23 protein-coding genes are annotated in these 20,276 nt (G+C 55.4%); 14 read left to right on the forward strand and 9 right to left on the reverse strand.

The features are described 5' to 3' along the window. The first annotated feature begins 27 nt into the window (after positions 1-27). Complete coding sequence (gene trxA, locus Q0859_RS15220; protein ID WP_299152616.1) at positions 28-348, forward strand: thioredoxin; 321 nt, start codon at positions 28-30, stop codon at positions 346-348. 40 nt (positions 349-388) lie between these two features. On the opposite strand, the gene Q0859_RS15225 is transcribed toward trxA, so the two are convergent. Continuing rightward, positions 389-1,333 carry an aminoglycoside phosphotransferase family protein gene (locus Q0859_RS15225; RefSeq protein ID WP_299152618.1) on the reverse strand — a complete coding sequence of 315 codons (945 nt, stop codon included), beginning with the start codon at positions 1,331-1,333 and terminating at the stop codon, positions 389-391. Between the two features lie 115 nt (positions 1,334-1,448). Between Q0859_RS15225 and hslV the strand changes: the two genes are divergently transcribed. Both hslV and Q0859_RS15235 read left to right on the forward strand, forming a co-directional pair. Further along, positions 1,449-2,006, forward strand: a complete 558-nt coding sequence (hslV, locus tag Q0859_RS15230; protein ID WP_299152620.1) for an ATP-dependent protease subunit HslV — start codon at positions 1,449-1,451, stop codon at positions 2,004-2,006. Continuing rightward, positions 2,003-3,040, forward strand: coding sequence for an aldo/keto reductase (locus Q0859_RS15235; protein WP_299152623.1), 1,038 nt, complete (start codon positions 2,003-2,005; stop codon positions 3,038-3,040). Before hslV ends, Q0859_RS15235 begins: the two co-directional genes overlap by 4 nt. A 55-nt stretch (positions 3,041-3,095) precedes the next feature. Here the strand turns inward: Q0859_RS15235 and Q0859_RS15240 are convergent, their stop codons facing one another. Beyond that, positions 3,096-3,470, reverse strand: coding sequence for a DM13 domain-containing protein (locus Q0859_RS15240; RefSeq protein WP_299152625.1), 375 nt, complete (start codon positions 3,468-3,470; stop codon positions 3,096-3,098). 131 nt (positions 3,471-3,601) lie between these two features. On the opposite strand from Q0859_RS15240, the gene hslU reads away from it, so the two are divergent. From hslU to Q0859_RS15255, 3 genes are all read left to right on the forward strand, one after another. Further along, positions 3,602-4,909: an ATP-dependent protease ATPase subunit HslU gene (gene hslU, locus Q0859_RS15245; protein ID WP_299152628.1), complete on the forward strand. Its 1,308-nt coding sequence runs from the start codon at positions 3,602-3,604 to the stop codon at positions 4,907-4,909. 63 nt (positions 4,910-4,972) lie between these two features. Continuing rightward, entirely contained in the window at positions 4,973-6,058 is a 1,086-nt protein-coding gene (locus Q0859_RS15250; RefSeq protein ID WP_299152631.1) for an alpha/beta fold hydrolase, read from the forward strand. A 20-nt stretch (positions 6,059-6,078) separates the two neighbouring features. Next, complete coding sequence (locus tag Q0859_RS15255) at positions 6,079-7,296, forward strand: MFS transporter (protein ID WP_299152634.1); 1,218 nt, start codon at positions 6,079-6,081, stop codon at positions 7,294-7,296. Here Q0859_RS15255 and Q0859_RS15260 read toward each other — a convergent pair. From Q0859_RS15260 to Q0859_RS15270, 3 genes are read right to left on the reverse strand one after another with little or no spacing between them, the layout of a single operon-like run. Next, positions 7,279-7,872, reverse strand: a complete 594-nt coding sequence (locus Q0859_RS15260; protein ID WP_299152637.1) for a Smr/MutS family protein — start codon at positions 7,870-7,872, stop codon at positions 7,279-7,281. The two genes, Q0859_RS15255 and Q0859_RS15260, sit on opposite strands and share 18 nt — an antisense overlap. Then, positions 7,869-8,855 (reverse strand): murein transglycosylase A, encoded by a 987-nt coding sequence (locus tag Q0859_RS15265; protein WP_299152640.1) that lies wholly within the window; start codon positions 8,853-8,855, stop codon positions 7,869-7,871. Before Q0859_RS15265 ends, Q0859_RS15260 begins: the two co-directional genes overlap by 4 nt. Before the next feature lie 41 nt (positions 8,856-8,896). Next, positions 8,897-9,553, reverse strand: a complete 657-nt coding sequence (locus Q0859_RS15270; RefSeq protein ID WP_299152642.1) for a Tim44/TimA family putative adaptor protein — start codon at positions 9,551-9,553, stop codon at positions 8,897-8,899. Between the two features lie 115 nt (positions 9,554-9,668). Here Q0859_RS15270 and Q0859_RS15275 point away from each other — a divergent pair, with 115 nt between their 5' ends. Both Q0859_RS15275 and secB read left to right on the forward strand, forming a co-directional pair. Continuing rightward, on the forward strand, positions 9,669-10,136 hold the full coding sequence (locus Q0859_RS15275) for an FxsA family protein (RefSeq protein WP_299152644.1): 468 nt from the start codon (positions 9,669-9,671) through the stop codon (positions 10,134-10,136). A gap of 58 nt (positions 10,137-10,194) precedes the next feature. Continuing rightward, entirely contained in the window at positions 10,195-10,671 is a 477-nt protein-coding gene (secB, locus tag Q0859_RS15280; protein ID WP_299152646.1) for a protein-export chaperone SecB, read from the forward strand. 58 nt (positions 10,672-10,729) lie between these two features. Here secB and dnaQ read toward each other — a convergent pair whose 3' ends face one another. Genes dnaQ through Q0859_RS15300 form a run of 4 tightly spaced genes read right to left on the reverse strand, consistent with a single transcriptional unit; the run spans position 10,730 to position 13,433 of the window. Continuing rightward, entirely contained in the window at positions 10,730-11,410 is a 681-nt protein-coding gene (gene dnaQ / locus Q0859_RS15285) for a DNA polymerase III subunit epsilon (RefSeq protein WP_299152647.1), read from the reverse strand. Beyond that, on the reverse strand, positions 11,403-11,996 hold the full coding sequence (gene coaE / locus Q0859_RS15290; protein WP_299152648.1) for a dephospho-CoA kinase: 594 nt from the start codon (positions 11,994-11,996) through the stop codon (positions 11,403-11,405). The genes dnaQ and coaE overlap by 8 nt, the downstream gene beginning before the upstream one ends. Next, entirely contained in the window at positions 11,993-12,823 is an 831-nt protein-coding gene (locus Q0859_RS15295) for a shikimate dehydrogenase (protein ID WP_299152650.1), read from the reverse strand. The genes coaE and Q0859_RS15295 overlap by 4 nt, the downstream gene beginning before the upstream one ends. Positions 12,824-12,833: 10 nt before the next feature. Continuing rightward, positions 12,834-13,433: a Maf family nucleotide pyrophosphatase gene (locus tag Q0859_RS15300; RefSeq protein WP_299152651.1), complete on the reverse strand. Its 600-nt coding sequence runs from the start codon at positions 13,431-13,433 to the stop codon at positions 12,834-12,836. Between the two features lie 407 nt (positions 13,434-13,840). Between Q0859_RS15300 and Q0859_RS15305 the strand changes: the two genes are divergently transcribed. The 6 genes from Q0859_RS15305 to Q0859_RS15330 all read left to right on the forward strand — a co-directional run bounded on the left by Q0859_RS15305 (position 13,841) and on the right by Q0859_RS15330 (position 20,274). After that, positions 13,841-14,290, forward strand: coding sequence for a CopD family protein (locus Q0859_RS15305; RefSeq protein WP_299152652.1), 450 nt, complete (start codon positions 13,841-13,843; stop codon positions 14,288-14,290). Positions 14,291-14,413: 123 nt separating this feature from the next. Then, the gene (rho, locus tag Q0859_RS15310) at positions 14,414-15,685 is read left to right on the forward strand and encodes a transcription termination factor Rho (RefSeq protein ID WP_299152653.1); all 1,272 of its coding nucleotides are present in this window, start codon (positions 14,414-14,416) and stop codon (positions 15,683-15,685) included. A gap of 22 nt (positions 15,686-15,707) precedes the next feature. Further along, on the forward strand, positions 15,708-16,991 hold the full coding sequence (gene mnmE / locus Q0859_RS15315) for a tRNA uridine-5-carboxymethylaminomethyl(34) synthesis GTPase MnmE (protein ID WP_299152654.1): 1,284 nt from the start codon (positions 15,708-15,710) through the stop codon (positions 16,989-16,991). A gap of 4 nt (positions 16,992-16,995) precedes the next feature. Then, entirely contained in the window at positions 16,996-18,867 is a 1,872-nt protein-coding gene (mnmG, locus tag Q0859_RS15320; RefSeq protein WP_299152655.1) for a tRNA uridine-5-carboxymethylaminomethyl(34) synthesis enzyme MnmG, read from the forward strand. Then, positions 18,864-19,472 (forward strand): 16S rRNA (guanine(527)-N(7))-methyltransferase RsmG, encoded by a 609-nt coding sequence (rsmG, locus tag Q0859_RS15325; protein WP_299152656.1) that lies wholly within the window; start codon positions 18,864-18,866, stop codon positions 19,470-19,472. Before mnmG ends, rsmG begins: the two co-directional genes overlap by 4 nt. Beyond that, the gene (locus Q0859_RS15330) at positions 19,465-20,274 is read left to right on the forward strand and encodes an AAA family ATPase (protein ID WP_299152657.1); all 810 of its coding nucleotides are present in this window, start codon (positions 19,465-19,467) and stop codon (positions 20,272-20,274) included. The genes rsmG and Q0859_RS15330 overlap by 8 nt, the downstream gene beginning before the upstream one ends. The last annotated feature ends 2 nt before the right edge of the window (positions 20,275-20,276 follow it).

Below are 20,276 nucleotides of genomic sequence, written 5' to 3' on the forward strand. Positions count from 1 at the left end.
AGCTTGATCCTTTCAGGAGAGACCCAAATGGCGACCGTGGCCGTAACTGACGCAACCTTTGACGCCGAAGTCAAAAATTCCGATGTCCCCGTTGTGGTGGATTTCTGGGCCGAATGGTGTGGCCCCTGTAAACAGATCGGCCCAGCGCTCGAAGAGCTGTCGGCCGAGATGGAAGGCAAAGTGAAAATCGTCAAAGTGAACGTGGACGAAAACCCGAACTCCCCCGCCCAAATGGGTGTGCGCGGTATCCCGGCGCTGTTCATGTTCAAAGGCGGCGAGGTCGTGTCCAACATGGCCGGTGCCAAGCCCAAAGCAGCCCTGCAAAGCTGGATCGAAGAGTCGATCTAGGCCAGCGCTTATTTTTGAAATCCAAAGCGGCCTCTGATCTTCAGGGGCCGCTTTTTGTTGTCCCAAAGGCCACGTCAGCAAGCCGGGCAATTGCTGCCATCCGCCGATCTTGCCGCCAACTCCGCTTGTCCACATCCGCCGGAACCGTGCGCCAATCGGTGAGCAGTTGGACATAAGGCAGAAACCGCACCCCCGGATCATCCCGCGACACCAGATCGTAGCCATCAAAGAACGCATCAAGCGTTTCGTCGTTTAGAAGCTGTCCCTCAGGCTGGAACAATTCGGCGTAATCCATCAGCAACCGCGCGATATCAAAGCCTATGGGCGCGTTGGTCATCGGCTTGAAATCAAGGCCCGTCGCCCCGTCCGGCCCCAATAGAATGTTGCGCAGGTTGAAGTCGCCGTGTTTGATCGCCGAAACGGTTTCCTGACTCTGAACCGCCATCTCGGGCAACACGGTACAACACCTGATGAATGCATCAGGCTCACTCACGCGCACATCGCCTGTCGCCACAGAGGCTGCCAGTCGCGCCATATGGTTCAGCATGAACCTTGGTTGATAAGTCCGCCGCTCAACATCACCGCTTTTGTGGAAGGCGGCCAGCCATGCCCCTGCGCGACGCAACAACGGCGCATGGGCGCGCCCTGCAACGAGGTGATCGTTCAACGTCTTGCCTGTCGCTTCGGCCATCAGCACGAAACCCGCGTCTGGCGAGGCATATATCACCTCGGGTGCATGCGCTTGATCATTACGGCGCAACCTCTCGAACGCACTGCGCTGTGCCGCCACTGTTTCCATCAGGGCGGCATCTTCAGGCACCTTGAAGAACCGCTTGAGGATCAGCCGATGCGGTCCGTTCAGCCGGATCACCACATGCGAGCGGCCCTTGTCGTCTTTTTGCCAGATCAATTTGGATCGGTACGCCTGTGGGTCCATCCCGAGGTCCGGTGCGATGCGGTCCCATTCCTCTAGCGCCTGTGGCACACGCGGATCTGATTGGCCAAATACCATGAATCTAATCAAGCACATTGCCTGAACGGATTGAAGCCACCGAACGAACCGCGCATATAAAGAGCACCCCAAGAACAGGAGACACAGCATGCCCCATTCCGATTTTCCCGGATGGCACGGAACCACGATCATCGGCGTCAAAAAGGACGGTGAAGTGGTGATTGCGGGTGATGGGCAGGTCTCGCTCGGCCAGACGGTCATCAAAGGGTCAGCCCGCAAAGTGCGCAGACTTAGTCCCGGCGGATTTGATGTGGTTGCGGGATTTGCCGGATCGACGGCCGATGCGTTTACCCTGCTTGAGCGGCTGGAGACAAAACTGGAGGCGACGCCTGGCCAACTTGCCCGCGCGAGTGTCGAATTGGCGAAGGATTGGCGCACAGACAAATACCTGCAAAAGCTGGAGGCGATGCTGATTGTTACCGATGGGGCAGATATGTTTGTCATCACTGGCGCAGGTGACGTGCTGGAACCGGAACATGACGTGGCTGCCATCGGGTCGGGCGGTAATTATGCCCTCGCAGCGGCGCGGGGCATGATGGACAGCGACCGGGACGCTGAAACCGTGGCGCGCGATGCAATGGCAATTGCGGCAGATATCTGTGTCTACACGAATGGCCGCCTGACCGTGGAGAGGATTTCAAAATGAGCGACATGACCTATACCCGCATGGGAAATAGTGGTTTGATCGTCAGCCGTTTGTGCTTTGGTACGATGACCTTCAACCTTGGCTCGGAATGGCTGCCGGGGGTGGCCAAGGTCGGTCAGGATGACGCGACCCAAATGGTAGGCGCTGCGCTAGATGCTGGCGTGAACTTTTTCGACACAGCCGACGGTTACTCCAGCGGCGAGTCGGAGCAGGTGTTGGGCAAGGCCCTTGGCAAGCGACGCCATGAAGCAGTGATTTGCACTAAACTGGGGTTCCGCCAATCCGATCAGATCAATGATGCGGGCCTTGGCCGAACCCACGTAATGAAACAGATCGAGGGCAGCCTGACCCGTATGGGCACCGATCACATCGATCTTTTGGTGCTTCATAAGACCGACTTTACGACCCCGATCGAGGAAACCCTCGCCGCGCTCCAGATCGCGATCGATCATGGCAAGGTCCGGTATATCGGCTTTTCCAACTGGCCTGCATGGCATGGTGCGCGTGCCATCCAGTATCAACGCGACCATCGCATGACCCCCTTTGTGGCGGGTCAATATCTGTACAACGCAGTTGCCCGGGACACCGAACAGGATGTGCTGCCCATGATGGCGGAAATGGGGGCCGGGCTTATGGCGTGGTCGCCGCTGGCGGGCGGGCTGCTGTCGGGCAAATACGATCCCGATAACCTTGAGGACGGTGACGGGCGGTTGGCCGAAGGGGGTGATTTCCTGGACATCGACAAGGCGACCGCACGATCTGCGATTTCGACGCTCCATGACATTGCGAAGGCGCATGAGGCGCACCCGGCAACGATTGCACTGGCTTGGGTTCTTGCAAAGCGCGCGGATCATACCGCGATCTTTGGGGCCTCAAAGATGAGCCATCTGAAGGCGGCGCTGACCGCTGCCGCACTCACCCTGTCTGTGGAACAGGTCAAGGCGTTGGATACGGTTGCGCCTGCGGGCAAGCGATATCCCCATTGGTTCGATACGATGATGAAAGACGAGATGTTCAGCACCAAGCTGTCATAAAGAAAGAGGCCGCAGCTTTTGACTGCGGCCCCCTTTTCATCAATATCCGGTCGAATCAGTTCAGCTTGGCAACACCAAGCGGCACGTTGAACTTTTCGCACCAGATCCAGACTTCGTTATATTCGCTTGGGTCAATGCCCGCGGGAATTGCATAGCTCGACGCACCTTCGTTCGACGTCAGCAGACCCATTAAGGTCGAGCTGTCATAGCCGTCTTTGCCCAATGCAACCTTGGGGTCAGGCGCGCCGTCAAAGGTAAAGTCAGCCAATAGGTTGACCTGATTGCCAGCCACTTCGGCTGTGCCCGTTGTCACATGGTCACTGGCACCAACAAAGGTGCCAGTGCGACCGTGGCCGCCTGCAAGCAATTTGGCGGCGGGCAGAGTGGCAAGGCCAGCTGCGGTAAAGGAAAGGAAAGCGCGACGATTCATCTGAGTCTCCGTGGGGTTGTGATGGGCGCAGCATGACAGATGCTGTCATAGATTACATGCCCACGCACGCGGACGTGAGCGTGGTTGCGTTTCTGTGATGAAAGGTTACATCGCAGGATAAGGAGAATTACATGACTGACCTGACCCCCCGCGAAATCGTTTCCGAGCTTGACCGCTTTATTATCGGACAGGCAGATGCCAAGCGCGCGGTGGCTGTCGCCCTGCGCAACCGCTGGCGTCGCAAGCAGTTGGACGATGATCTGCGGGATGAGGTCTATCCCAAGAATATCCTGATGATTGGCCCCACCGGCGTGGGCAAGACGGAAATCAGCCGTCGATTGGCGAAACTGGCGCGGGCTCCATTCCTTAAGGTTGAGGCGACGAAGTTCACCGAAGTTGGATATGTGGGTCGCGATGTGGAACAAATCGTGCGCGATCTCGTGGATGCTGCCATTATCGAAACCCGCGAGCATATGCGCGAAGACGTCAAGGCCAACGCGCACAAAGCCGCCGAAGATCGCGTGATCGAAGCGATCGCGGGCACCGACGCCCGCGAAGGGACGCGAGAGATGTTTCGCAAGAAACTCAAAGCCGGAGAGTTGGACGACACGATGATTGAACTTGAGGTCGCTGACACCTCGAACCCGTTCCCAATGATCGACATTCCCGGCCAACCCGGCGGCAACATGGGCATGATGAATATCGGCGATCTGTTTGGCAAAGCCATGGCCGGCCGCAAGACCCGCAAGAAGCTAACGGTGTCCCAAAGCTATGATTTGCTGATCGGTGAAGAGGCGGACAAACTGCTCGATGATGAGGTCGTGACAAAAGCCGCGCTTGAGGCGGTGCAGGAAAACGGGATCGTTTTTCTGGATGAGATCGACAAGGTGTGTGCGCGATCAGATGCACGCGGTGGTGATGTCAGCCGGGAAGGGGTGCAACGGGACCTGCTACCCTTGATCGAGGGCACAACCGTCAGCACCAAACACGGGGCCGTGAAAACCGACCACATCCTGTTCATCGCATCCGGCGCGTTTCATATCGCCAAGCCCTCGGACCTGTTGCCCGAACTGCAAGGTCGTCTGCCGATCCGGGTCGAACTGCGCGCGCTGATGGAAGATGATTTCGTGCGCATCCTCGAAGAGACAGACAACGCACTAACGCTGCAATACACCGCCCTCATGGCAACCGAAGAAGTGACAGTCACGTTTGAGCCCGAAGGTATCCGCGCCCTTGCCCGTATTGCCGCCGAGGTGAATGAAAGCGTCGAGAATATTGGCGCGCGGCGGCTTTATACCGTGATGGAACGTGTGTTCGAAGAGTTGTCCTTTACTGCGCCGGATCGCGGAGGCGAACAGATCGTCGTGAACGCAACCTTTGTCGAAGAGCATTTGGGCGAATTGGCGCGCTCGACCGATGTCAGCCGGTATGTTCTCTAGTCCTACGGCGCAGTCTGCGATACATCCGGCCTAACCGAACCGGACGGTATGGATATGCGCTGGATGATCATCTCCTTGGCGTTTGCATTGGCAAGCTGCAATGATCGCACCGCGGCCCCTGTCGTGCCCGATGCGCTGAATTTTGGGCTGAACAAGACCGTATTCATCGGCACCACGCGGCAGCTGAACGAAGCGGGCGAATACGGCATTGACCGGGCCACATCCTTGCAACTGTTACAGGCGACTGTTTCGATCCCACCCCAGCGCGCAATCGGCAGTGTATCGGACGGGTTCGACAAACCCAAACCCGAGCGTGATTTCGTCATTGCGGAATTGGCGAAATTTGCAGACGGCCCCAGCTTTGCGAACAGCCTGCAAACAAAGATAAATGCCGGAAAGTCACGTGACGTAACCGTGTTCGTGCACGGATTCAACAACAGCTTTTCCGACGCCGCGTTTCGAATGGTGCAACTGGCCCATGACCTTGAGATTCCCGGCGCGCATGTCAGCTATGCCTGGCCCAGCCGAGGTAATCCGTTGGGCTATGAATATGACCGGGATAGTGCATTGTTCGCCCGAGACGGGTTGGCTGATCTGTTACGTGCAATTCGATCAGCGGGTCAGCCCAATATCGTCCTGGTCGCCCATTCGATGGGGGGTGCGCTGGTGATGGAAACGTTGCGCCAGCTTGACATTGCAGAGCCGGGGTGGGCAGCACGCAATATCGGATCCATCATTCTGATCTCACCCGACATCAACGTCGATGTGTTCCGCAGTCAGATGGCCCACCTGCAATCCGTTCCAGAACGGTTTGTGGTTATCGTATCGCGCAAGGATGCTGTGTTGCGGGTGTCATCGCGCCTGCGCGGTGTGGAATCGCAATTGGGCAATATCGCAAATGCAAGCGACGTAAGCGATTTACCAATCATCATCCTAGATGTGACTGAATTTTCGGATCATCGATCTGCAAACCATTTCATTGCCGGAGGGTCCCCCGCCTTGATCCAGCTTTTGCGCAGGTCTTCGGATCTTGATCGTGGGTTTTTGCGTGGTCGTCCGGGGTCAACTGTCGTTTTGTCCGGGCAACGGCGGGTTGTGTCGCGCAGCGGGGCCGCACCATCAACCCCCCGTTCCGGGACGGATCCGTAGTGGTACGCGCCCAGCCTGGCATGTTTACGTTCCTCAGCGAAAACCGAAGCTGGTTGGCCGCAGGCGCATTGCTCACATTCCTGTCCTCGTTTGGGCAGACGTTTTTCATTTCGATCTTTGCGGCAAAAATCCAAACAGACTTCGCGCTCAGCCATGCCGGGTGGGGCACCATATATGCCCTTGGGACCACAGCCTCTGCCATCGTGATGATCTGGACCGGAGGGCTGACGGACATGTTCCGCGCACGTGCTTTAGGCGTTTGGGTTCTGTTGTTTTTGGCGCTTGCATGCCTTGCCATGGCATTTAATCCGTACACTATTCTGCTTCCGGTCGTGATCTTTGCCCTGCGCCTTACGGGCCAAGGCATGACCAGCCACATCGCCGTGGTCGCAATGGCCCGTTGGTTTGCTGCGACACGTGGGCGCGCACTGTCCGTGGCCACGTTGGGGTTTTCGGTGGGCGAGGCCGTCTTGCCACTCACCTTTGTCGCCTTGATGTCGGTGTTTCATTGGCGCGCATTGTGGGTGGCTGCGGCTTTGATCACCTTGATGGGTATTCCATTGGTACTGACCTTGTTGCGCGAAGAACGTACACCGCAGTCCATGGCCCATGAAAACCAAAGTTTCGGGATGCAGGGGCGACACTGGACACGAACCGAGGCGCTGCGCCATTCACTGTTCTGGTTCATGGTGCCCGCGTTGCTCGGGCTCTCTGCCTTTGGCACCGCGTTCTTTTTCCAACAAGCCTATTTCGCCAGCCTGAAGGGCTGGAGCCATCTGTCACTGGTTGGGCTGTTCCCGGTATACACTGTGACGGGGATCGCAGCGATGGTGCTGTCAGGGATCGCACTGGATCGATTTGGAACTGTGCGGCTCGTCCCATTCTATCAACTGCCTATGGTTATCGCCTTTTTGATCTTTGCCAGTGCAAACACATTGGGGGCGGCCGCACTTGGGTTTATCTTCTTTGGGCTGACTTCGGGTGCAAATTCGACCTTGCCCAATGCGTTCTGGGCCGAGTTTTATGGCACAAGGTTCATTGGATCGATCAAAGCCATGGCAGCTGCGGTCATGGTACTTGGATCTGCGCTGGGTCCGGGGATCACTGGTGTGTGGATTGATCTGGGTGTGGATCTGAATACGCAATATATCGGGGTTGCCATTTATTTTGTAATGGCAAGTCTGGCGATGTGGGTGGGGATCAGCCGCGCCCGCACCGACCTAACGCAGTTTACGTAGATAGACGTAATAGGCCCCACCGCCGCCGTGGCGCAGATGCGCCTGCGAGACTTGCAGGATCGCGGAGGACAAAGGCGGCATCGACAGCCATTGCGGCACCTGATGGCGCAACACGCCGAAGCGCACAGGGATTGGTCCGCCATCATCACGCGCCTTGCCCTTGCCTGTGACAACCAGAACCAACCGTTTGCCCTGCGATCGTGCAGACAGGATAAACCGCATCAACACAGGGTGGGCACGATCCAATGTCATGCCGTGCAGATCGATCTTGGCCTCGGGGCGTAGTTTGCCCCGTTTCATCTGGTCAAAGGATTTGCGGTGCATTTGCACAGGCTGACCGCTCACATGGTCCGCAATTGAAGGGGACAAGCTGAGGGAGGTTGTGGATTTTGAGGGTTTGGGCGCGGGGATAAGTTGCGCGTTCTCAAAGGTTGCCTTGCGCCGTGGTTTCGGTGCGGGTGTCGTGACGAAATCATCCGGTTTGAGTTTTCTTTCCGGATGCAGCCGCTCAGTTTTGGAGGCGACTTGACGCCACAACTCTTCCTCTTCGGGGCGCAGATGACGGCGGCGGCTCATATCGCACTTTCGGGCAGCAAGGCATACGCGCGCTGGATCGGCATCAACACCATCATCCGGCCCGGATCGCGCAAGCGCCCGGCCTCGCGACCCGCTTTATCTCCGGTCCCAAAGAACACATCGGCCCGTTGCGATCCTTTGATCGCAGACCCGGTATCTTGCGCAATCATCAAACGGCGGAGCGGGTTTTCCCCGTCTTTCTCGACCCAGACTGGCGCACCCAGGGGCACGAAGGTCGGATCAACCGCGACAGAGCGCATTGTGGTGATGGACCGGTTCATTGCCCCCAACGGGCCGCGGTCAGACGGCACTTCGCTGACCTCGCGGAAAAAGACGTAGGATGGACTGTGATAGAGCAGTTCCTGCCCCAGGGTCGGATTGCGCCGCACCCAATTCTTGATGACTTCCGCGCTGACCTGATGCGGCTGATACGTGCCACGACGGATCAATTCAGCCCCGACCGACCGGTATTCATGCCCGTTTGACCCGGAATAACCGACACGGATCATACGCCCGCCCGGCAGCCGGATACGGCCAGATCCCTGAATTTGAAGGAAAAACAACTCAACCGGATCATCGACCCATGCGATCTCGAGACCGCGGCCTGCCATCGCGTCCCCGGTCAGGATTTCGCGACGGGTCAACCATGGCCGGGACACTCGCGCCTCGGGCGGCATGGCATAGACGGGATAGCGATAGCGGGCGCTGCGGCGCAACGAGCCATCAAGTTCCGGTTCGAAATAGCCAGTAAAAAGCGCGTCTTGCCCGTCCTCGATCATCACGGGGCGAAAGAACAACTCAAAGAACGTGCGAGGGTTTGGATCATCATCAGCCAAACGACACAGCGACGACCAATCCGGGCTTTTCATATCGCGGCAAGTATTTCGAAAAACAGTGAATGCTGCGGCGTGATCATCCTTTGCCCAGCCATCCAACGCGGCAAAATCCATGACGGTATAACGGATTTCAGCGGTTGCAGGCATCACACTCACAACCGCACATATCGCACCGGCACAAAATCGGATTACGCGTCTGTAGACACCAATAGCCAATTTGGGTCGTCAGCCCCCATGGTTCGGGCAAAAGACCATGTATCTTTCTGCCGTTTTACCTCAGTCAGGCTACCTTCTATGATATCTCCGCCCTGATCGCGAACAGCAGATGTGAGTTCAGCGACAAAACGTATCGTCAACTCGCCCTCACCAGTGTCCTGATCATAGGTTGCGTTCATCAGCTTCAATTCGCGCACGCCGACAAACTCAGCCTCGATTGTGAGCCCCTGATCTTCGCGGGCGGCCACTCCGTCAACGAAACTTTCGTAGATTTCTTCGGACAGAAACGGCTGGATGTCGGACAGGTTGCCACGCTCGTACCCCATCACGATCATTTCATAGGCACCGCGCGCGCCCTGAAGGAAATCAGCGACGTTGAACGATGGCTCCATCCGCTTCATCTCGGTCAGGGCTTTGGCCGCATCACTGTCTTCGTCAACGTGGTCTGTAATATCAAGATCCGGACCCCCTTCGATCACTTCAAGATCGGGGCGCCGGCGATCATCCATCGATTTGGGCACGGGGGGCTGTTCAAACCCCTCGCGGGTGCCCAACACGTTTTTCAGGCGCAGGATAAGAAAGACAGCGATGCCTGCAAGCACAAGCAACTGGATCAACGGAGAGTTCATTCATACCTCGTTAAGCGGGGCTGGGTGGCAACGGCCACGTCAGCATCTTATGTAGGTGCAAGGTGGCACCAAGTCCACCGGGTGACCGGAATGGTCGTTGGAAAGGATGTCGCATATGTGGCTGTTTGTTGCTTTTCTTCTCGTACCGCTGATCGAGATTGCGCTTTTTATCCAGATCGGGGGCGCAATCGGGCTGGGCCTGACACTGCTGATTGTGGTGATTACGGCGGTGATCGGGACATATCTGGTACGCGCACAGGGCATTCACGCCCTTGGACAGGTCAAATCATCGTTCAACCAATTGCAGGACCCAAGCGAAGCATTGGCCCATGGCGCGATGATCCTGTTTTCCGGCGCATTGCTGCTAACGCCAGGGTTTTTCACAGATGCCGTTGGCTTTGCCCTGCTCGTGCCCGGTGTTCGCGTCGCCGTTTTCAACTGGGCCCGGACCAAAATCAAGGTCTCGACCTTTGCATCACACCCACCCCCACAACACCAATCAGGAACCATTGATGGCACCTATACGGATGTAACGAAGGATCAGACTGAAAGTGATCAACCATCGGGCTGGACCAAGCATTGAGGCCCCTGACCCAAGCTGATACGAGGGGCGAAATTCGTTTGCCTCTGGGAGAGATGTGATGGCCGAAGAACAAGCAACACCGCCGCAGCCGCAGATGCGCGTTCTGGGGCAATATGTCCGCGATATGTCGTTTGAGAATATCGTTGCACAAAAGGGTGCGGCCCCCGATGTGCAGCCCGACGTGCAGGTACAGGTCAATCTGGACGCCAAGAAGCGCCCTGTCGACAATCAGTACGAAACCGCGATCAAGCTGAACATCACGTCCAAGGCCAAAGAGGGCGACACCGTTCTATTCGTTCTGGAAATCGACTATGTTGGCATGTTCCACATCGAAAACGTCCCGGACGATCAGATGCATCCATTCCTGTTGATTGAGTGCCCACGCATGATTTTCCCGTTCCTGCGCCGTGTCGTCAGCGACATCACACGCGACGGTGGCTTCCCGCCGCTGAACCTTGAGAATATCGACTTCATATCGCTGTATCGCAATGAAATCACACGCCGCCAAAACGAGGCGCCGCCTGCTGACACTTGATCGGTTTTTTGATTTTCAAAAACGTCCGGTGCCGATCAGATCGGGCGTTTTTTCGTTTCTACCACAACGCATCGTTGCCCAGCTTTTCGACAAAGGCTGTATGTGCGGCACGCTCTTCTTCGGAGATCCGCGCACCCAGTGCGTTTGGACGTGGGGGTGGCGACCAATGCCCGTAATCCCCGGCGCTTGTTTGTTTGGTGCTGTCGGCTGACAGCGCAAAATCCGGCTGACGCCCGCCGATAAGTTCCAGATAGACTTCGGCCAGAATTTCACTGTCGAGCAAAGCCCCGTGCAATGTCCGCGCGCCGTTGTCGATGCCAAAGCGGCGACACAACGCATCCAGTGATGCAGGCGAGCCCGGAAAACGACGCCGCGCGATCTCAAGCGTGTCGATGGCGCGATCATATGGGATTTCGGGCAGGCCCATCCGTTTCAGCTCGGCATTCAGAAATTTCATGTCGAAGGCCGCGTTGTGGATCACCAGTTTGGAATCCCCGATGAAATTCAGGAAATCCCGTCCTACGGCCGCAAATTTTGGCTTGCCCCGCAGAAAGTCGTCGCCAAGACCGTGCACCTCGAACGCTTCTTGGGGCATCGATCGTTCCGGGTCGATATAGACATGAAATTCCTGATCTGTACGCACATGGCGGATCAACTCAATCGCACCGATTTCAACGATACGGTCGCCGGTGGACGGATCAAAGCCGGTGGTTTCTGTATCAAGGACAATCTCACGCATGTCGCATCCTATTTCTTATCTGATCAACGATATGATGGACCTGCGCGCGGGCGGATTCAACGGTATCGGTTTTGATGACGTAATCGGCGCGAGCCACTTTATCCTCTGAGGGCATTTGTTTGGCTTTGATCGCCAGAAACTGATCACGGGTCATAGTTCCACGTGCCATCACGCGCGCTTCTTGCACATCGTCGGATACATGAACGACAGCCGTCGCATCCACGTTTGCGTCACCACCCGTTTCAAACAGCAACGGGATGTCAAAAACGACAATATCCGCTGTGGTGTCCCGCAGGAAAGCGGCACGATCCTGAGCCACAAGGGGATGCACAATGGATTCTATCCGTTTCAACGCTGTCGGGTCATTTGTAATGATCGCGCGTAACGCATCGCGCGACACTTCACCACCCTGTACCGCATCGGGGAAATGCCTTTCCATCGGCACCACCGCTGCGCCACCACGACGATAGAGGCGATGCACAGCCACATCCGCATCCCATACAGCACACCCTGCCTCGGCAAACATTGCCGCGGTCGTGGACTTGCCCATCCCGATCGAGCCTGTAAGCCCCAATGTGAATGTCATCTGAGAGCGGCCGCGCGTGTGGCGCTGTCAACTTCGGGACGTTGACCAAACCAGCGTTCAAATGCGGGGACCGCCTGATGCAACAACATGCCCAGCCCATCCACGGTGACGCATCCGGCGGTTTCCGCCGCGACCAACAAATCGGTCCGCAACGGCGCATAGACGAGGTCTGTTACAACTGTATCACGCCGCAACCCGTCCAAGGGCACACGCATCGCCTGTTTGCCAAGCATACCAAGGGATGTGGTGTTCACGACCAACGCAGAGTCTTCCAGTATATTGCCCGCCTGCACCCAATCGATGACCGTCACGCGGTTGCCAAAATCATCCGCCAGCTTTTCGGCACGAACGCGGGTCCGGTTCGAGATCAGGATCTCAGGAACACCCGCATCCAGAAGGGAGGCCACAACCGCACGCGCAGCACCACCCGCCCCGAGAACTGTCGCAGGGCCAGCAGCAGGTCGCCAATTTGGGGCACCTGATTTAAGATTTTCCAGAAAGCCATAACCATCGGTGTTGTCCGCGTGGATCTGCCCGTCTTTGCGGAAGATCAGCGTGTTTGCGGCACCGATCAAAGTGGCGCGATCGGTGACGAGGTCCGCCAGATCCAACACCGCCTCTTTATGCGGGATGGTGATGTTCACCCCGACGAACCCGGCTTTGGGTAGCGTACGGAGAACCTGCTCTAAATCCGCGGCCGCAACATCCATTGGAATATAGTCACCCGCCAGACCGTAAGTCCGAAGCCAGTGACGATGCAACTGGGGTGATTTTGAATGAGAGATCGGAGAGCCAATGACCCCCGCCAATGGAATTTTGCCCGTCATGTCGTCACCACTATCCGTCAATCACCCCGCGAAGCGTCAGGAACGCCAGAAGTTCCAACAATGGCATCCCCAGGACATTGAAATAATCCCCTTCGATACCGTGAAACAGACGAACGCCCTCGGCCTCTAGTTGATATGCGCCAACACAGTGGCGAATGTCATCCCAATTCCGCGCGATATAATCGTCAAGATATGTATCGGACACATCCCGCATCCGCAAACGAACCTGGCCGATGTGACGCCAGATCGGCTTGCCCTCGTGATAGATGACGGCAGCGGATAACAAAGCATGACGCTCGCCACGCATCATGCGCAACTGGGCTGCGGCATCATCAGGGGAGACGGGCTTGGACAGCAGCGCACCACGAAAGGACAGCACTTGGTCGCAGCCAATGACCATGGCATTGGGGTTCTTGTCGGCAACTTTACGCGCTTTGGCCTCAGCCAGTTTATCGGCCACATCGCGGGGTGGGGCACCCTCGGCCACAAGCGCGTCTTTGATCATCGTCTCGTCAATCCGGGCGGTCTGGATTTCAACGGACACTCCTGCATTGCGCAACATATCCGCCCTGATGGCAGACCCGGATGCGAGGATGAGAGATGTGTGCATGTGGGTAACCCTGTGTGCAGACCGTGTAGGATGTGACGGATAGTATGGTGGGAAAATGGGTTGGCAGCGGAGCATGTGGAAGATCCGCATGGCTTAGGTTGGTTCTGCCAGTTTTATCCGCTCGGGGGAAGGACAAGTGTGTCGCTGTGCGTAAGCTGACCCATACAAATTCATCCCCAAGGATATCAAAGGTGTTCGGTGATTAAAATCACTGTAACATATTGTTTAAGTTGAAATATTTATACTTCTACCAGTTTTTGAATAACGGAGGGCAAGACAATCAACAGAGTGGACAACCTGATGTGTAACTCAATAATCCACAGAAAATCTCTGCCCTACAAAATCATCATCCTTTTTACTTTCTTTTATTTATTTATAGGTAGGGCGGACAGAATGAGGACCATGCAATGAGTGATATACTGGCCGGGCTTTATCCCTGGATCAAAGCGTTTCATATTATGTCAGTGATCGCATGGATGGCAGCGTTGTTCTACCTGCCTCGCCTGTACGTCTACCACTCTGAACAGGTTGGACTGACCGGCGAGACACACGTGCTGTTTCAAACGATGGAGTATAAGCTGCTCAAGGTGATTATGAACCCTGCCATGATTGCGACATGGATATTCGGGATTTGTCTGACGCTGATCCCGGGAGTTGTTGACTGGGGCGCTATTTGGCCCTGGACCAAGCTGGTCGGGATATTGGCGATGAGTGGATTTCACGGTTGGCTTGCAGGGCAGCGAAAGATTTTCGCTGCTGGTGGCGCGATCAAGACCGGGCGGCAGTACCGAATGATGAACGAAGTACCGACGCTGTTGATGGTGCTGATCGTGCTGTCGGTGGTCGTGAAATTCTGAACGCGTTGACTCGGGGCCTCACAGCCCCTATCTGCTGAGGCGCACCCCGTCCGGGGATTGCGACAGCTATTTTCCCTGATTGGACCTGAGGTGCTCGTTTTCGTGCGCCCTATGAGTATTGATATGACCACTGATGTTCTCGCGCTTGCCGACCTCAAGGCGCAATCTCCTAAAAATCTGCTGGCCATGGCCGAAGATCTGGAAATCGAAAACGCATCCACGATGCGCAAAGGCGAGATGATGTTCCAGATTCTGCGTGAACGCGCAGATGAGGGATGGGAAGTTTATGGCGACGGTGTACTTGAAGTCTTGCAAGACGGTTTCGGCTTTCTGCGCTCACCCGAGGCGAACTATCTGCCGGGCCCTGATGATATCTATGTTTCTCCTGAGATGATCCGCCAATATGCGCTGCGCACCGGCGACACGATTGATGGCCTGATCAAAGCACCCGAAGATACCGAGCGATATTTTGCCCTGACCAGTGCGACCCGAATCAACTTTGAAGAGCCTGAGAAAGCACGTCACAAGATCGCGTTCGATAACCTGACGCCGTTGTACCCGGACGAGCGTCTGACAATGGAAACTGATGATCCGACGACCAAAGACCGATCCGCCCGGATTATCGACCTTGTTGCCCCTATCGGGAAAGGTCAGCGGTCACTCATCGTGGCCCCGCCGCGGACTGGTAAAACGGTTCTGTTGCAGAATATCGCGGCCAGCATCGAAAAGAACCACCCGGAGTGCTACCTGATCGTCCTGTTGATCGATGAACGACCAGAAGAGGTCACAGACATGCAGCGGTCTGTCAAAGGTGAAGTTGTGAGTTCTACCTTTGACGAACCTGCGACACGGCACGTAGCTGTGTCGGAAATGGTCATCGAAAAAGCCAAGCGTCTTGTGGAACACAAACGAGATGTTGTTATTCTTTTGGATTCGGTAACAAGACTTGGTAGGGCATTCAATACTGTGGTGCCATCGTCAGGTAAGGTTTTGACCGGTGGTGTGGATGCGAACGCTCTGCAGCGCCCCAAGCGTTTCTTTGGTGCTGCGCGTAACATCGAGGAAGGCGGATCGCTCACTATCATCGCAACTGCCCTGATCGATACGGGCAGCCGGATGGACGAGGTCATCTTTGAAGAATTTAAAGGAACGGGCAACTCCGAGATTGTCCTGGATCGCAAAATTGCGGACAAGCGTGTTTTCCCTGCGATGGATATTCTCAAGTCTGGCACTCGGAAAGAAGAGCTGTTGGTAGACAAGGTAGATCTCACGAAAACATTTGTCCTTCGTCGTATCCTGAACCCAATGGGCACCACGGATGCGATCGAATTCCTGATTTCGAAGTTGAAACAGACCAAAACAAACAGCGATTTCTTTGATTCCATGAATACCTGACGCTGTCGCGAAGGGATGTAGGATGGACACGATTTTTGCCTTGGCAACGGCACAGGGTCGGGCGGGCGTTTCCGTTGTGCGAATATCTGGTCCATCGGCCTTTGCCTGCGCATCGAAACTTGCAGGCACATTGCCGCCTCCGCGCCAGGCCGGTGTGCGGACACTGTCGGACTCTGACGGACAACCGGTTGACCAAGCGCTCGTTCTGACGTTCCAGAGCCCTGCCAGTTTTACGGGCGAAGATGTGGTTGAGCTACACTTACATGGCAGTATCGCTGTGGTTTCAGCTGTTTTGCGCCTGTTGGCATCAGGTGATGCGCGGATTGCCGAACCGGGTGAGTTTACCAGACGAGCCTTGGAAAACGACAAAATGGACCTCGCACAAGTCGAAGGTCTGGGTGATCTGATCGAGGCCGAAACGGAGGCGCAGCGGCAACAGGCTTTGCGCATAGTGTCGGGCGCGTTTGGTAAGAAAATCGAAACGTGGCGAGGTGATCTGATACGCGCTGCTGCGCTTATCGAAGTTACAATCGACTTCGCTGATGAAGATGTACCCGTTGACGTCACGCCGGAAGTGCAATCGCTGCTTGGACAGGTCAAAGCCGATGTCGCAGCCGAGCTTTCAGGGTTTGCCGCTGCCGAGCGTATTCGCTCGGGGTTTGAAGTCGCCATTGTCGGCGCGCCGAATGTCGGAAAATCAACTTTGCTTAACGCGTTGGCCAAGCGGGATGCAGCAATCACGTCGGCGCGCGCCGGTACAACTCGAGACGTGATCGAAGTGCGTATGGATTTGGGTGGCCTTGCAGTGACTTTGCTGGATACGGCGGGTTTACGTGATGGGGAGGATGAGGTTGAAGCAGAGGGCATTTCGCGGGCGATTCAAAGGGCGGAAGTAGCAGATCTGAGGGTGTTCTTGACAGACAATATCGACGATTTGCCGTTGCAGCCCCGTGACGGGGATGTTGTTGTCAGTCCCAAGGCTGATAAGAGGTCCGACAAGACGAACGCGATATCTGGCTTGACCGGGTACGGTGTGCCGGAATTAATTTCGAAGATGACAGAGCGTTTGTCAATGATGGCTCAAGGGGCTGGTTTGGCCACGCAAGAACGGCATCGGTCCGCAATGGTTGAGGCGATCACTTTGCTTGATCAAGCGGAGCGGTTTGTTGGTGCGGGTTCGGCCCATTATGATATTGCCGCAGAAGAAATTCGAATCGCGATCCGATCGCTGGAAGCGATTGTGGGGCGCGTGGACGTCGAAAGCTTGCTGGACGAGATATTCTCAAGCTTCTGTCTGGGAAAATAGCGGAGTGTTTCACGTGAAACAATTTGATGTCTTGGTCATTGGTGGAGGGCATGCTGGCTGCGAAGCTGCACATGCCGCGGCACGCATGGGCGTCAAGACGGCCTTGGTGACCATGAAGCGTTCCGGCATTGGGGTTATGTCATGTAATCCAGCGATTGGGGGCCTTGGAAAGGGTCATCTGGTACGAGAGATTGATGCGATGGACGGTGTAATGGGTCGTGTCGCCGACAATGCAGGCATCCAGTTTCGCTTGCTGAACCGGAGAAAGGGACCAGCGGTACAGGGACCTCGCGCCCAGTCCGATCGCCAGATTTATCGCTCAACCATGCTCGATATCATGGAGAGTACCGAAAACCTGTCCGTTATCGAGGGTGAGGTTATCGACTTTAGCATGATCGCAGATCGCGTGTCCGGCGTTATGCTCCATGACGGGTCCAGCATCAGCGCACGTGCAGTTATTCTGACGACAGGGACGTTTCTAAGGGGCCTGATCCACATTGGCGACACGTCATATGCTGGTGGACGTATGGGAGATACTGCATCGACACGCTTGGCCGATCGCATAGATGAGTTTGGCTTGCCCCTCGGTCGATTAAAGACAGGAACACCGCCACGCCTCGATGGGCGGACGATTAACTGGGATATTCTGGAACGACAGGAGGGTGATGATGACCCAACATTGTTTTCTTTTTCGTCCACTAAGGCACCACAGCGTCAGATCACTTGTGGGATTACGCATACCAACAGTCAAACCCATGATATAATTCGGGAAAATCTAAGCCGATCCGCGATGTATGGTGGACATATTGATGGTGTTGGTCCTCGATATTGCCCATCGATCGAGGATAAGATCGTCCGATTTTCTGACAAGGATTCACATCAGATTTTCTTGGAACCCGAGAGCTTGAGCGATCATACGGTTTATCCAAACGGGATCTCGACATCATTGCCCGTAGATGTGCAAGAGCGGTATGTGCACTCTATCGTCGGATTGAACACGGCAAAGATTGTTCAGCCGGGATATGCGATCGAATACGATTATGTAGATCCACGTGCCTTAAATTCTGATCTTTCTGTGCGTCATGTTCCTGGGCTGTACCTTGCGGGGCAAATCAACGGTACAACAGGATATGAAGAGGCGGCGGCACAAGGATTAGTTGCAGGGGTGAATGCTGCGCGATCAGCGACTGGTTTGGGGCCGATACAATTTCGGCGAGACCAAAGTTATGTCGGTGTGATGATTGATGATCTGACGACACGTGGTGTGACCGAGCCGTATCGCATGTTTACATCTCGCGCGGAGTTTCGGCTGTCTCTTCGTGCCGACAACGCGGATCAACGCCTGACGCCAATCGGGATCGATATTGGCTGTGTGGGCCCGCAACGCGCCCAAGCGTTCAGCAGGAAAATGGAACGCATCCACAGCGCGCGTGTGGTGCTTGATGGACAGAGCTTTACGCCGAAAGAGATCGCCAAAGCGGGAATTCGCATAAATCAAGATGGCAAGAAGCGAACCCCTTTTCAATTGCTCGCATTTCCGGATGTAGTCTTTTCAGATATTGTTCATCTTTCGTCGTCGCTTGCTGATATCGATAAGGTGACGCAAGAACAGTTGTCTAAAGATGCTTTGTATTCCAACTACATAGACCGCCAACAGAAAGATGTTGAAAAGCTGCGCAGGGATGAAACACATACGATCCCACAGGATTTTGACTATGATTCCGTAACTGGCCTGTCGGCGGAGTTAACAGGGAAGCTACAACGGGTCCGTCCGGCAGACCTTGGTCAGGCTTCCCGCATTGATGGGATGACACCAGCGGGCCTGGCGCTGATCCTGAGCCGGATACGCTATCTTGAAAAACGCCGTGCCTCATGAAAAGGCCTGATTGGTTCGACCATAATGTTTCACGTGAAACATTGGATTGCCTGGAGGCTTACTCAGCGTTGCTGTTGAAGTGGACGGGTCACATCAATCTGATAGCAAAATCGACCCAGTCTGACATTAGTGAGCGGCATATCTGGGATTCAGCGCAAGCCTATCGTTCTGCCACTGGAAAATGGCTTGATATTGGCAGTGGTGGTGGTTTGCCCGGTGTTGTTGTCGCGATCCTGGCTAAACAGCAGGGCGATAGCGCCGCCATTACAATGGTAGAAAGCGATCATCGCAAGGCAGCTTTCCTGCGAACTTGCGCGCGTGAACTTGACCTGGAGTTTGCGGTCATTGCTGATCGGGTTGAAAACACTGCTGCACAGACGGCGGATATCATATCGGCGCGCGCACTCGCTGATCTTGATAGCCTGTTGTCCCTCTCAACGCCCCATCTCGCGTCTGATGGCGTTTGCGTATTTATGAAAGGGGCGCGGTGGCGCGAAGAAATTCAGGCGGCCTTGGTAAACTGGCGGTTTTCATACGAAGCCAGGGCGAGTAAGACCAACCCAGAGGCCGCTATTTTGACGATAAGGGATATCGAACGTGTCTGATCCTACACGACCGCCTGGTCCCAAGATTATCTCGGTTGTGAATCAAAAGGGTGGCGTTGGAAAGACGACAACAACCATCAATCTAGCCGCAGCCCTCGCTGAAATTGGCACACGCGTGTTGGTGGTTGATCTTGACCCTCAAGGCAACGCCTCGACGGGGCTGGGCGTTGATGTTGAGGACCGCGAATTCACGACATATGAGCTGTTGCTTGAGGAAATCAGCTTGAAAGAGGTGATTTTGGCCACTGATATTGATGGACTGATGATTGTACCTGCGACTGTTGATCTGAGTTCGGCTGATATAGAGCTTATTTCGAACGAGAAGCGCAGCTTTTTGCTACACGACGCGTTGCGTCAGGTGGATATGGATCAGTTCGGCTTTGATTATATCCTGATCGACTGCCCGCCATCGCTGAACCTTTTGACGGTGAATGCGATGATTGCATCGCATTCGGTTCTTGTGCCGTTGCAAAGCGAATTTTTCGCACTTGAAGGTCTGTCGCAGCTGATGCTGACCATTCGTGAGGTGCGTCACACCGGAAACCCATCATTGAGGATCGAGGGTGTCGTGTTGACGATGCACGACGCGCGCAACAATCTGTCTCAGCAGGTTGAGCAGGATGCACGCGATAATCTGGGCGATCTGGTCTTTCAAACGCGTATCCCACGGAATGTGCGGGTCAGCGAAGCACCGTCTTTCGCCATGCCCGTTCTGACATATGATACCACATCAAAAGGGGCGGTTGCTTACCGTGCATTGGCCAAGGAATTGGTTGAAAACAAAACAAAAACAAAGGCTTGAGT

Source organism: uncultured Tateyamaria sp., assembly GCF_947497045.1.
Lineage (GTDB): Bacteria > Pseudomonadota > Alphaproteobacteria > Rhodobacterales > Rhodobacteraceae > Tateyamaria.